The following is a 13,521-nucleotide window of genomic DNA, read 5'->3' as shown; positions in this document are numbered from 1 at the left end:
TGATTGCCGAGGGTTCCGAAGTTTCATAAGAGTCATGGCCGGGCCGGACAGGAGAGACGGTCCGGAGAGGGGAGCGCGACATGCGGGGCACGCTTGAGGAAAACGTCCCTAGGATCGATCCACGGGCCTGGCTGGCGCCCGGCGCGATCGTGGTCGGGAACGTCACGATCGGCCGGGGAACCAGTGTGTGGTACGGGAGCGTACTACGCGGCGACGACGACGCGATCGTCGTGGGTGAGGAGTGCAACGTCCAGGACATGTGCTGTCTGCACGCCGACCGGGGCCAACCCTGCATCATCGAGGACCGGGTGAGCATCGGGCATAAGGCGGTGGTGCACGGCGCCCATGTAGCCGCGGGATCACTGATCGGCATCGGCGCGATCGTGCTCGGCGGAGCACGGATCGGGGCCGGGTCGATGATCGCCGCAGGTGCACTCGTCGGCCCGAGGATGGCGATCCCGCCCGGCGTTCTGGTGGCCGGGGCGCCCGGAAGGGTCGTCCGCAAACTGACCGACGGTGACCGCGCCGTGCTGACCGGCACGGCGGACAGCTACGTGGAGCTGGCGAGACGTCACCAGGCGGCAAAGTGGGATGACCTCCTCTCGACCTCCCACCCCTGATGCGGACCTCGAAGGGACCGGAAGCGGCCACCGGCCATGCCGTGGCGACCAATCCATCCACCTCCGGGCCCCAGGCGAGAGCGGTCACGACGGACGGCACCGCCGAATTGTGGCTGGTCCCCGTCCGGCCGAATATCGACTGGCCGGACCTGCTCGACGAGGCTGAGCAGGTCCAGGCGGCGAATTTCGTCGTCGAGCAAACCCGGTTGACGTTCATCACATCGCGGGTGGTTCAGCGCCTGGTCGGCGCCCGATACCTCCGCCGGCCGCCGGAGTCGCTGACGATCGAACGAACCTGTGAACACTGTGGCAAGGCCGACCTCGGCCGACCGCGGTTCCCCGGCGCTCCGTTCGATTACTCGGTCTCACACACCGCGGACTGGATGCTGGTCGCCGTCATCGGCCGGGGCCGCATCGGGGTCGACATCGAGAGCCACCACTCGTTGCGGGACGTCGAGGGGTTCGCCCGGCGGACACTGACCCCTGACGAGACCGCCGCCTTCAACCGGATGACCGAACCTGGCCGGACCCGGTGGTTCTTCCAGGTGTGGACGCGCAAGGAGGCGGCGATGAAGGTGTCCGGTCTGGGGCTGCGCGTCGGCCCGGACCAGCTCGATGTTCGGGGATCGACCGCGACGGTCGAGTCGGTGCCGGGTTGGCCGAGCAGTCCGGTCTGGCTGTACGACGTGGACCTCGATCAGCTACAGGGGCCGCCCTGGCACAGTGTCTCGCTCGCGTCGACCGTGCCGGTGACGGCGATCGTGGTAGGCGACCCCGCCGAGCTGCCGGGCTATCCGCCGGCCGATCCCGGCCTGCTCGCCGAGCGGTGAGCCCTGAGGGCCAACGAAGGTGCCCTGGGCTTCATAACCGGCCGACCGGATCCGCCGCCGCGCGCTGTTCGGCGACCGCTGATCTTTCCTCCAGGGCGCCATCAAGGGCCAGCGTCCGGCACAGGTTCCGCTGGATCTTGCCGCTTGAGGTCAGAGGGATGGTACGCGGCCTCACCAGGTAGAGCCGGTCGACCCTAAGGTTGTGCGCGACGCTGACCGACTGCCGAATCGCCTGCTCAAGCTCCGCGGAGAGGACCACCGATCCGCCGTCCGCCGCGGGCTGCAAGTGGGTGGCGACTCGGTAACGCCGATTGACCTCGACGACCAGGCCGAGCGCTCCGTCCTCGAATTGGAAGGCGGCGCAGCCGTTGGGCTGAACCGCTGGGTGGCTGGCGGCGGCAGTGGCCTCGATGTCCTGCGGATAGTGGTTGCCGCCGTCGACGATGATCAGATCCTTGCGTCGACCGGTGACCCAGAGCTGTCCGTCCTGCAGAAAGCCAAGGTCCCCGGTGCTCAGGAAGAGCCCCTCAGCCCCGTTCAGGCGCACGTTGAAGCAGTCCGCGGTGGCCTCAGGGTTGTTCCAATATCCCTGGGCCACGCTGTCACCGGATACGAAGATCCCGCCGATCCGTCCGTCCGGCAGAACCTCGAGGCTCTCGGCATCGGCGATGCGTACCTGCATGCCCGCCAGCATCCCGCCGCTGGAGGCCAAGAGGCGCCCGTGCCGAGGATCCACATCTCGACGGAATCGATCCGATGCGAGCGCGTCGGGGTCCGCCCATGCGGTGCGCATTCCGGTGCCGAGAGGTCCGCCGGTGACCATGAGTGTCGTCTCCGCAAGGCCGTAGCACGGATAGAGGGCCTGCCGCCGGAACCCGCACACGGCGAACATGTCGGCGAAGCGGTCCAGTGTGGCCGGCCGGATCGGCTCGGCTCCGCACATGGCCGCGTCCCAACCAGACAGGTCGAGTTCCGACATCTGCGGCTCCGTGATCCGCCGAACGCAAAGGTCGTAGGCGAAGTTCGGTGCGACGCTTGTCGTGGCTCCCACCTCCGCGATCATGCGCAACCAGCGGTGTGGCCGCTGGACGAAGGCAAGGGGCGCCATCTGAAACGTAGTGATGTCAGCCGAGATCGGGAGCAGGACGGCGGAGATCAGACCCATGTCGTGGAACGTGGGCAGCCAACTGACGACCCGCGATTCCTCGGTGATCCCGACGGCGGTGCCGATCACACGCAGATTGGCCAGCACGCTGGCGTGTGTCAGGGCGACTCCCTTAGGTGCGCCGGTAGAACCCGACGAGTACTGGAGGTAGGCAACCGTATTCCCAGAGACCGAGACCGGCCGCCACTCCTCCGCTTCGCCGTCCTGGAGGTCGTCGGTCGCGAGAATCCGCACGTGCTCGAAGCCGCCGATCAACGGCAGGGCCTCCCGTAGGCGTTCAGCGGTCGGGGAGTCGGTCAGCAGAACGCGCGCGTCGGAATTGGCCGCGATCGCCCGCATCCGAGCGACCCCGGCTTCCAGCTTGCTCAGCTGCGGGGGCGCGACAGGCACCCCGATGACCCCGGCGTAGAGGCACCCCCAGAACCCGGCATTGAACTCCAGACCCGGCGGGTACAGCAGCAGCACGCGGTCGCCGGGTGAGCAGAGCCCCGCCAGCCGGGCGGCCACCGCCCGGGCGTTCTGATCAAGCCTTTGATATGAAAGCTCGACGTTCTGCTTGTCGCCGTACTCGGAATAGACGTGAGGTATGTGCTCCGGCCGATCCGCGGCGCGCGTGCGCAGCAGGTGGACGAGCGTTTGGGCGGTTCGCCCTGCGAGATCAGGCATTCTTCGACCCCATGGGTGTCAGGAAACGGTGGGTGGTCCAGGCCGAGCGGCGGATGCCCGGGAAGAATCGGTCAGCGGCCGGGCTCGCCGGGCTTGGCCGCCGGGATCACTCGTTCGCGAAGACCGAGGAACGCTTCATCGATGTGGATGAGGCCGATCGATGCTCCACGGGGTGCGCCGCGGCGTTCGCGTTCTTCGCGACCGCGGACGATGCGCAGGTCGGCTGCCGGCTGAAGGTCACCCGGATCGTATGCCCATGAAGCTATGACCCCGGCGATGAACGGTGTCACGACAGAGCCCTCCATAAATCCGGAAGTCAAGGGGAGAGGCTACCGACCCTAATGAGCATTGTCACTGGCCGGGGGTCTGGTTCCGGATCCACCGGAGGTCGGAGTGAGCCATTATCCGGTCGGCCGACGAAGGCATCCCCTGAATTCCTAGACCGATCTCCCTCGATCAGCTGATGTAGCCGAGACAAAAGGCCGTTACCGTCGCGGTTGCGAACCCGACCAGACTCGATAGTGCCCCGCGTACCAGGAGTAGTGACATGGCGGAGAAGGACGATGGCCAAACGAGCGGTATTCGCGCGGGGGACATCGAGAGATGGCTGGTCGATCGAATCGCGCAGGCGATAGGCGCTCCTCCCACCGCGATCGGGTCAGACAGCGCCTTCGAGACGTTGGGCATCGGCTCGACCGAAGCGGTGAGCATTTCCGGGGAACTCGAAGAATTGCTGGGTCGCCGCCTGTCTCAGGCGCTCCTCTACGAGCACTGCACTATCGCCGACCTGGCGTGCGCCCTCGCCGAGCCGGCGGAACCGGACAGCGGAGCCTCTCACGAGTTCGAGGCCCTGGCCGCGCCGTCGTCGTCCGCTGCGGATCCGATCTGCCTGGTGGGCATGGCCTGCCGCTTCCCCGGCGCCGATGATCCGAGCGAGTTCTGGGCCGGCCTTCTCGCCGGAGCGGACGCCTCCGCGGAGGTGCCGATGGACCGGTGGGACGCCGCGGCGCGTTTCAACAAGGATCCTGACGCGCCCGGCACGGCCTACACCACTCGGGGCGCCTTCGTCGAGGATCTGGCTGGATTCGACGCCGCGTTCTTCGGCCTCTCCCCTCGGGAGGCCCTCCGCATGGATCCGCAACAACGACAGTTGCTTGAGGTGAGCTGGGAGGCGCTCGAAGACGCCGGGCTTCCGCCGGAGCAACTGCGGGGCAGTCGCACTGGCGTGTTCATCGGCATGATGGCCGGCGACCAGTACGCCTCGTTACAGAAAGATCACGGCAAGGACTGCCTGGACGATCCACACTACGGCGTCGGATCCGCCTCCAGCGTGGCCGCCGGTCGAATCTCCTATCTCTTCGACCTGCGCGGACCGAGCCTGACCGTCGACACAGCCTGTTCCTCCTCCTTGGTGGCATTGCACCTGGCCGTCGAGAGCCTGGAGCGCGGAGATTGCGACCGCGCTCTCGTCGGCGGTGTGAGCGCCACATCACACCCTGATGCGTTCCGCCAGGCCTGCAAGATGCGGATGCTGGCCGCGGACGGACGATGCAAGACCTTCGACGCGGCCGCCGATGGCTTCCTCTTGGGCGAGGGCTGCGGCGTCGTCGTCGTCGAACGGCTCAGCGAGGCCACCCTGCGGGGCCACCAGGTACTGGCCGTGGTGCGCGGAACCGCCACGAATCAGGACGGCGCCAGCAATGGCTTGACAGCGCCAAGCCGACAGGCGCAGACAGCGGTCATACGTGAGGCATTGGGGCGGGCCGGGGCCGCGCCGACCGACATCGGGTACGTCGAGACGCATGGCTCCGGCACGGCGTTGGGCGACGCGATAGAGATCGCCGGCCTGCGAGAGGTGTTCGCACGGAACCGCGACGCAAGCCGCCCGCTGATCCTCGGCGCGGTCAAGACGAACATCGGCCACCTGATCGGGGCGGCAGGCATGGCCGGCCTGATCAAGACGGTACTGGTCCTCAAGCACGGCCGCGTCCCGGCCAATTTGCATCTGTCGGAGCCGAGCCAGGCCGTGGACTGGCAGGCCTTCCCCATGCTGCTGCCTGATCGCCCTCTCCCCTGGCCTGACGGCTACCAGTCGCGACTCGCCGGCGTGAGCTCGTTCGGATGGTCGGGCAGCAACGCCCACGTCGTGCTGGAACAGGCGCCGGAGCCCTCGCCTCGCGCCGAATCCGTCTCGACGTGGCACGCCGTTCTACTCTCTGCGAAGTCCCCGCCGGCCCTGGCGAAGGCGGCATCCAACCTGCTCGACCGGCTGGGTCGCGGCGACCTCGAACTCCCCGAAGTTGCGTGGACCACGCAAACCGGACGCAGTGCGCTCGACATTCGTGTCGCCGTGGTGGCAGACGGACTCGAGGACACCGTGGCGCGGTTGCGCGAGGTGGCCGATGGCCGAATCAAGGGTCGGCGCGTTCGGAATCCGGGCGGTGGCGGTACCCCGGTCTCCCTCCTGCTGCCGGGAACCGGTGATCAGTATCCCGGCATGGGCCGGGAATTGTATGAGCGGCACCCGGTGTTCCGGGCAGCGCTGGAGCGCTGTGCCGCTGCCGCCGCCGCCCATGGTGTGGACATCCTCTCAGCGCTGTACCCGGAAAGGCCCATCGAGTCGGCGGGCATGGACCTGCCGGCGATGCTCGGCCGCGAAGCCGTGGCCTCCACAGACCTGACATCGTCGATCGAGGTGTCCCACGCGGCGGTCCTCGCCGTGGATTACGCATGCGCCATGTTGTTCGAGTCGCTCGGGATTCGGCCGGCCACGCTGATCGGATACTCCCTCGGCGAGTACGCGGCCGCCTGCCTGGCCGGAGTGCTCAGCGTGGAGGATGCGGTGCGCGTCGTCATTCATCGGGCTCGGCTGATCCGATCCGCCCCGGCAGGGGCGATGCTGGCCGTGGCACTGGAGGCCACGGCGACGGCCCACCTCCTCGATGGGGAGCTGGGTCTTGCCGCGGCGAACGGACCGATGGCCTCGGTCGTATCCGGATCCGAAGAAGCGATCAGGCGTCTGGAACTGCGGCTGGAAGCGCAGGAAACGGCTTGTCGCCGATTGCCGAACTCGCACGCGATGCACTCGGCCCAGCTGGAACCCCTACGCGAGCAACTTGTCGCGCTCCTTGGCGACGCCGAGCTTCGGCCGCCACAGGTGCCGGTCGTGTCCAATCTCACCGGCGAACCCCTCACTGCGGCTCAGGCGGTGGATCCGCGGTATTGGGCCGACCAAATGTGCCACACGGTTCGCTTCGATGCGGGTATCCGTTTCATAGCGGAGGAAGTCGGCGGAGTGCTGCTGGAGGCCGGCTCCGGGCAGTTGTCGAGTCTTGCCAACCAGATCTGCGCGGCCGGCGCATCGGAGCGGGGACTGGTCGCTCTCTCCGCCTTGCCGTCGCCACACCGCGGCGTCGGCGAGGAGGAGCACCTGGTGCGGACCTCCACACAGCTGTGGGTCGCGGGGGTCCGGATCAGCTGGCCTGCCTTGCACAGCCCCTACACGCACGCTCAGGTCTCGCTGCCGACATACCCCTTCGAGCATCAGCGATTCTGGCCCGGCCCCGCACCGCTGCCGGTCGCCGAGGTCTCGACCTCGCCGGACGGCGCGCGGATCACTGCCGGCGACCCCGCGGCCGTAGAGCCGGCGGCCGCACCGGCCGGCCATGTGCAGCTGATGACCCGGCGGTGGACCCCGTGCGAGGACACCTGGCAGGACGCCGGATCCACCCGGCCCCATGGGGTGACCGTCTTGGCCGGAGACGACATCGCCGGCGAGATGGCGACAGAGCTGGCCGCGCGACTGGGAGGCCACGAGACCGTCCTGACGGCCGGCGCGTCCGAGTTGGCCGCGGTCGCCGCGCGCGCGACGGCGGCAGCCACCGGCCCGGTCACGCTCGTCGTGCTGGGCGCCCTCGAACGCCCCGAGCCGTCGGCCGCTGTGGCGGCCACCGCCGCGACTCTGGCCGCCTGGGGCGAGCACGCCACTGGCATCACCCGGGTGCTGGTCGCCACCCGTGGCGCGTTCGGCATCCTGGACGGCGAGCCGGCCGACCCGGCTCAGGCCGCGGCGGGGGTGCTGCCTGTGGTGGCGAACCAGGAGTACCTGAACCTGAACTGCCAGGTACTCGACCTGGATCCGGCGGGCCACCCCGCGGAGATGGCCGCCGTGCTGGCCGCCGCGGTCCGGGACGCCCCACCGGTCCGGCTGGCCGGGCACCGGCTCGGCCGCTGGTACCTGCCCGAGTACGTACAAGCCGGCGCCGCGGCCGACGGCTACGCCGTCCGCCCCGGTGGTGGTTATCTGATCACCGGCGGGCTCGGCAGTATCGGCCCGGTGCTGGCCGGCCACCTGCTCCGCCGCGGCGCCGGTCGGATCGTGCTGACCGGCCGCACCGAGTTGTCCGCGGACCCGGCCGATCCACGCGCCGCCGCCGTGGACCGGTTGCGCGCCCAGGCCGCGCGAACCGGTGCCACCATCGAGGTGGCCGTCGCAGATGTCACCGATACGGCCGCGATGCGGGCGCTGTTCACCGGTCGCCGGATCGACGGCGTGCTGCACGCCGCGGCGGCCATCGGACCGGACACGTTCGTGCCCCTGCGAGACCTGGACACCGCTCTCGCCGCCCGCAGCTACGACGCCAAAGCCGGTGGAGCCCAGGTGCTTGCCGCGCTGTTCGCCGACCTGGAGCCCGGCCTGGCGCCGGACTGGTGCCTGGCGTTCTCGTCCACCTCGGCGCTGCTCGGCGGACTCACCTTCGGCGGCTATGCCGCGGCGAACGCGGCGCTGACGGCGGTCGCCGCGAGTGCGGCGGGCCCGACCCGGTGGCTGGCCGCCTCCTTCGACACCTGGTCGGTCACCCTGGACCGGCTCGGTGCCCTCGGCGCCACCATGACCGCGCACGCGATGACCGACGCCGAGGCGCTCGCGGCCGTCGACGACGTGCTCCGGCTCGGCCGGCCGGACGTGATCGTGGCCGCGGGCGGGTTGGCCGATCGGCTGCCCACCGGCTCGGGCGGGCCGGACCGGGCGACCGCCGGTCCGCGGTTCCCGCGGCCGGATCTCGCCCAGCCCTACGCCCCGCCGCGAACCGCGACCGAGCGGGCGCTGGCCGGTCTGTGGTCGGATCTGCTGGGCATCGACTCGGTCGGCGCTCGCGACAACTTTTTCGACCTCGGCGGAAACTCGCTGATCGGCCTGCAGATGCTCGCACTGGCCGGTAAACGGTTCGGGGTGAGCGTGCCGAGCGTGACGCTCTTCGAGGCACCGACCGTACAGGCGCTGGCCGCCCGCCTGGATGAGCGCGTGGCACCGTCCGCCTCGATCACCGAAGATGAGCGCGCGACGTCGTCCGCGTCGATCACCGAAGGGGTCGCGTTGCCCGCGGCGCCGGCCCGGACCCCGTCAGAGGAGGACCAGCGGATCGCGATCGTCGGCATGGCCGGCCGGTTCCCCGGAGCCGAGGACGTGGCGGCGTTCTGGCGGAACCTGTGCGACGGCGTCGAGTCGATCACCTTTTTCACCCCCGAGGAGCTGCGCGAGGCGGGCGTCGACCCGGCCGAATTCGAGGACCCCTCCTACGTGCCGGCCCGGGCGGTACTCGAGGACATCGCCGGATTCGACGCCGCCTTCTTCGGCATCAGTCCCCGGATGGCGGCGATCACCGATCCCCAGCAGCGGCTGTTCCTGGAGGTCTGCTGGGAGGCCCTGGAGCAGGCAGGCTACCCCGAGCCCGGCGACCGGGGGCGCGTGGGCGTGTTCGGCGGCGCGAACATCAGCACTTACCTGCTCGGCATGACCGATCAGCTGACCGCCGATGCGGACGTCAGCAACTACGAGGTCATCATGGGCAACGACAAGGACGCGCTTACCACGACCGTGTCCTACGCGCTCGACCTGCGCGGCCCGAGCATGGCGGTGCAAACGTTCTGCTCCACATCGCTGGCCGCCGTGCACACCGCGATCCGCAGCCTGCGCGCAGGCGAGTGCGAAATGGCGCTCGCAGGCGGCGTTTCGATCCGGGTACCCGACCGCGTCGGTCACCGGTTCGCCGCGGGCGGGCAGGAATCGCCCGACGGGCACGTACGCACCTTCGACGCCGCCGCCCGCGGCAGCGTATTCGGGGACGGCGCCGCTGTCGTCGCGCTCAAGCGGCTCCGCGACGCGCTGCGCGACGGCGACCACGTGTTCGCGGTGATCCGCGGCTCGGCGCTGAACAACGACGGGGCGCTCAAGGTCGGCTACGCCGCGCCCAGCGTGATCGGCCAGGCCCGGGTCGTGTCCGACGCGCTCGCCGACGCGGGCGTCACCGCCGCCGACGTCGGCTATGTGGAGGCGCACGGCACCGCGACCGAGCTCGGCGACCCGATCGAGATGGCCGCGCTCACCCGGGCGTTCGGGCCGCTGCCGGCCGCCTCGGTCCGGGTCGGGTCGGTGAAGACGAATATCGGCCATCTGGACCGGGCGGCCGGCGTCGCCGGTCTGATCAAAACGGCCCTGGTGGTGAACGAAGGCGTCGTCCCGGCGACCCTGCACTACACCACACCCAATCCGGAGATCGACTTCGAGGGCGGCCCGTTCGTGGTCAACGCGGCGCACACGCCGTGGCCAGTGCGGAATCGGCCGCGGATCGCCGGGCTGAACTCCCTCGGTATGGGCGGCACCAACGTGCACGTGGTCGTGGAAGAGCCGCCGGCCCGGGCGGCCATGCCTCCGGTCCACGCCGAGACCGGCCGCCGGTACCAGGTGCTTCCGGTGTCGGCCCGGACCGCCACCGCCGCCGATGAGGCCTGTGCCCGGCTGGGCGAGGCGCTGGCCGGCCAGCCCGACACCGGCCTGGCCGACCTCGCCTTCACCCTGCAGGCCGGCAGAAAGACCTTTGAGCACCGCCGGGTCGCCGTTGTCTCCTCGATCGCGGATGCGTCGGCGGTGTTCACGGGCAGCGGTCCCCAGCCCGCAGGGCGCGTCGAAGCGGTACTCGACCGACCTGTCGCCTTCCTGCTGGCCGGGGTGGGCGAGCAGTACCCCGGGATGGTGGGCGAGCTGTATCGGCGGGAGCCGGTGTTCCGCGCCGCGCTGGACGAGTGCCTCACCGTGCTGGCCGACGAGCTCCCCGGCACCGACCTGCACGACCTGCTGACCGGGCCGCGCGGCGGCGGGCCGGATCTCGCCGCGCTACTCGGCCGAGCCGCCGGCCCTGACGAGCGGGCCGCACTGATTCAGCGCACCGAGATCGCCCAGCCGCTCATGTTCGCCGTCGACTACGCCCTGGCCACCACCTTGATCGCTTGGGGGGTGCGACCGCGGGCGATGCTCGGCTACAGCCTCGGCGAGTACGTCGCCGCCTGCTTGGCCGGGGTGCTCAGCCTGACGGACGCGCTGGCCCTGGTCGCCTACCGGGCGCGGCTCATCGCAAGCGCACCGACCGGCGCGATGCTGGCGGTGCCGCTGCCGGTCGGCGAGTTGGCCGGCCGGTACCGGATCGACCAGCGCGGCTTGGACGTGGCGGCGGTCAACGGTTCGCAGATGACCGTCATCGCGGGGCCTGCCGTCGCCGCCGAGACGCTGGCCGATGAGCTTCGGAGGGCCGAGATCCCCTGCCGGCCGCTGCAGACCACGCACGCCTTCCACTCCCGGATGCTCGCCCCCCTGGCCGACGACCTCACCGCGTGGGTCGCCGCGAATGTGACACTCAAGCCGCCGGCGGTGCGCTACTTGTCGAACGTGACGGGCCGGCCGATCACCGACGAGGAGGCGACCGACCCGGGCTACTGGGGGCGCCACATGTGCCGCACGGTCCAGTTCGCCGACTGTGCCACCGCACTGCTCACCGACCCGGATCTGGCGATCGTGGAGATCGGGCCCGGCCCGTCCCTTGGCGCGCTGATCCGTTCCGCGGGCTGCCCGCCCGAGCGGTGGCCGCTGATCGCGACGACGCTGCCGGCCGCGGCCGACTCCCGGCCCGCGGACGCGGCACTGGCCGACTGCCTGGCCCGGCTGTGGCTGTGCGGGGCCGACGTGGACTGGCCGGCCGTCCACGGCCGCGGCGACGGTGATCCGCACGTCTACTCGGGCGGACGGCCCGGCCGGATCCCACTCCCGACCTATCCGTTCCAGAGGAAGCGGTACTGGATCGAGCGGTCCGCCGTTCGCCCCGCGGCGCCGGCCGGCAGGGAGGCCCCGGCCGGGCAGGCCCTCCCGGAGGAATTCAGCGACCTGCCCCGGCTGCCCGAGGAGCGATGGCTCTCCCAGCCGGTCTGGCGGCAGGCGGCGGCGACCGGCCCGGCACCGGACCAGCCGGGTTCCTGGCTCGTCTACGCCAGGGAGGGCCGGGCCCAAGAGGTGCTCGCCGCGCTGCGGGCCGCAGTGCCAGCCGACGGCGTGACGATCACCGTCGTCACGCCGGGGACCGGCTACGCCTGTTCAGGCGAGGAGTACACCGTACGCCCCGGCAACCTGGCGGACACGCTGGCGCTGCTGCGCGGCATGCGGGCGAGCGGCCGCCGCCTCGAGCGGGTCGTCCACCTCTGGACGCTGGACTGCCCCGACGTCGAGACGGTGCCCGCGGGCCTGCACACGCTGGTCGCATTGGCCCGGGCAGCGGGCGAATCCGGCGCCGACGGCTGGACGCTCGACGTGGTCTCGGCCGGCGCGCATGACGTACTGGGCGGTGAGGCCAGGCCGGCCGCGGCGACCGTGACCGGGCCCTGCCTCGTCATTCCGCTGGAGTACCCCGGGGTGACCACCCGGCTCATCGACGCCGGGCCCGAGACCCCTGGAGCGGACATCGTCGCCGAGCTTCGGCGGCCCCGGACCGATCCGACGGTCGCTCTGCGTCGCGGCCGGCGCTGGCTGCAGGGATATGAGGTGCTTGAGGGGGCGGCCGACCTCGGACCGGGCAGCACCTTCAGGGACGAGGGCGTTTACCTGATCACCGGTGGGCTCGGCGGCATCGCCCTCGGCCTGGCCGGCCACCTGGCCCGCGACCACCGGGCCCGGCTGGTGCTACTCGGCCGCAATGGGCTCCCGGCCAGGGACCGCTGGCCGGCCGTACTGACCGACGACGGCGCCGACGAAGTCACCCGCCGGCGGATCGCCGCGGTCATGGAGATCGAGGCGCTCGGCGGCCGGGTCGAGGTCGTCACCGGGGACGTCGCCGATCCGGCCGCCGTCCGCCGTGCGATCCTGATGGCGAAGGAGACCTTCGGAGCGCTGCACGGCGTCCTGCACACCGCCGGTGTCCCGGGCACCGGGCTCATCCAGTTCAAACTGCCCGAGGATGGCGCCGACGTGCTCGCCCCGAAGATCGCGGGCACTCAGGCGATCGCGCAGGCGCTGCGGATCGGCGAGCCGGACGAGGTGCCGCTTGACTTCCTGGTCCTGTTCGGCTCCATCGCCAGCGCGACCGGCGGCGGTCCGGGGCAGGTCGACTACTGCGCGGCCAACGCCTTCCTCGACGGCTACGCCCACCAGCAGACCGGCACCGGCCGGCGAGTTGTGACCATCGACTGGGGCGAGTGGGTGTGGAACGCCTGGGAGGCCGGACTCGGCGGCTACGACGAGGCGCTCGCGGATTTCTTCCGGTGGCACCGTGCCGAATTCGGCATCGCCATCGAAGAGGGCTGGCGGGTACTGCGCCGCGTGCTGGCCGCCGGCGTCCCACAGGTGGTGGTGTCCACTCAGGACCTGCCGACCGTGGCCCGGCTCAGCGCGGCGTTCACCCTCGACGTGGTCGAGCAGAGCACCAGGGCCGACACCACCCGGCATCCCAGGCCCGAACTGCTCACCCCCTACCAGGAGCCGACCGGCCCGACGCAGGAGGCGGTCGCCGGGGTCTGGCGGGAGTCGCTCAAGCTCGAGCGGATCGGCAGTGCGGACAACTTCTTCGAGCTCGGCGGTAACTCACTGATCGGGGTGTCGATCGTGTCTGTGCTGCGAAAAGCCTTCCCCGGCGCGCGCCTGGCCCCGCACATCCTCTACGAGGCACCGACCGTCGCCGCCATGGCGAGGTACATCGACTCGGATGGCGAGCCTGGTACCCGCCGGGACGACAGCCGCGCCAAGGCGCAGCTGCGCCGGTCCGGGATCGAGGCCGCTCACCGCCGCAGGACGGAGGGGAGGCCCAACGCAGGCGGCAGACCGCAGCCCGTCGCGGGCCAGGTCGTTTCCGGAAGGCAGGCCCTCCCCGGAAACCAGGTCAGTACCGATGAGCGTTGACCGACGAACTGGCGACCGAAGGGA

The 13,521-nt window shown here is 70.6% G+C and carries 5 protein-coding genes; 4 read left to right on the top strand and 1 reads right to left on the bottom strand.

Annotation, left to right across the window (positions count from 1 at the left end):
* Positions 1–80 precede the first annotated feature (80 nt).
* A complete protein-coding gene (locus DQ384_RS29075; RefSeq protein WP_114032072.1) occupies positions 81–620 on the top strand; it encodes a gamma carbonic anhydrase family protein in 540 nt (179 codons plus the stop codon).
* Entirely contained in the window at positions 620–1,450 is an 831-nt protein-coding gene (locus DQ384_RS29070) for a 4'-phosphopantetheinyl transferase family protein (RefSeq protein WP_114032071.1), read from the top strand. Before DQ384_RS29075 ends, DQ384_RS29070 begins: the two co-directional genes overlap by 1 nt.
* A 31-nt stretch (positions 1,451–1,481) precedes the next feature.
* Here DQ384_RS29070 and DQ384_RS29065 read toward each other — a convergent pair whose 3' ends face one another.
* Positions 1,482–3,281, bottom strand: coding sequence for a fatty acyl-AMP ligase (locus tag DQ384_RS29065; RefSeq protein WP_114032070.1), 1,800 nt, complete (start codon positions 3,279–3,281; stop codon positions 1,482–1,484).
* Between the two features lie 32 nt (positions 3,282–3,313).
* Here DQ384_RS29065 and DQ384_RS29060 point away from each other — a divergent pair, with 32 nt between their 5' ends.
* Positions 3,314–3,541 carry a hypothetical protein gene (locus tag DQ384_RS29060; protein ID WP_114032069.1) on the top strand — a complete coding sequence of 76 codons (228 nt, stop codon included), beginning with the start codon at positions 3,314–3,316 and terminating at the stop codon, positions 3,539–3,541.
* Positions 3,542–3,828: 287 nt separating this feature from the next.
* Positions 3,829–13,497: a type I polyketide synthase gene (locus DQ384_RS29055; protein ID WP_114032068.1), complete on the top strand. Its 9,669-nt coding sequence runs from the start codon at positions 3,829–3,831 to the stop codon at positions 13,495–13,497.
* Positions 13,498–13,521: the final 24 nt, after the last annotated feature.

Source organism: Sphaerisporangium album, assembly GCF_003323745.1.
GTDB lineage: Bacteria > Actinomycetota > Actinomycetes > Streptosporangiales > Streptosporangiaceae > Sphaerisporangium > Sphaerisporangium album.
Note: the sequence above shows the minus strand (reverse complement) of the source record. Positions and strands in the feature narration are given on the sequence as shown.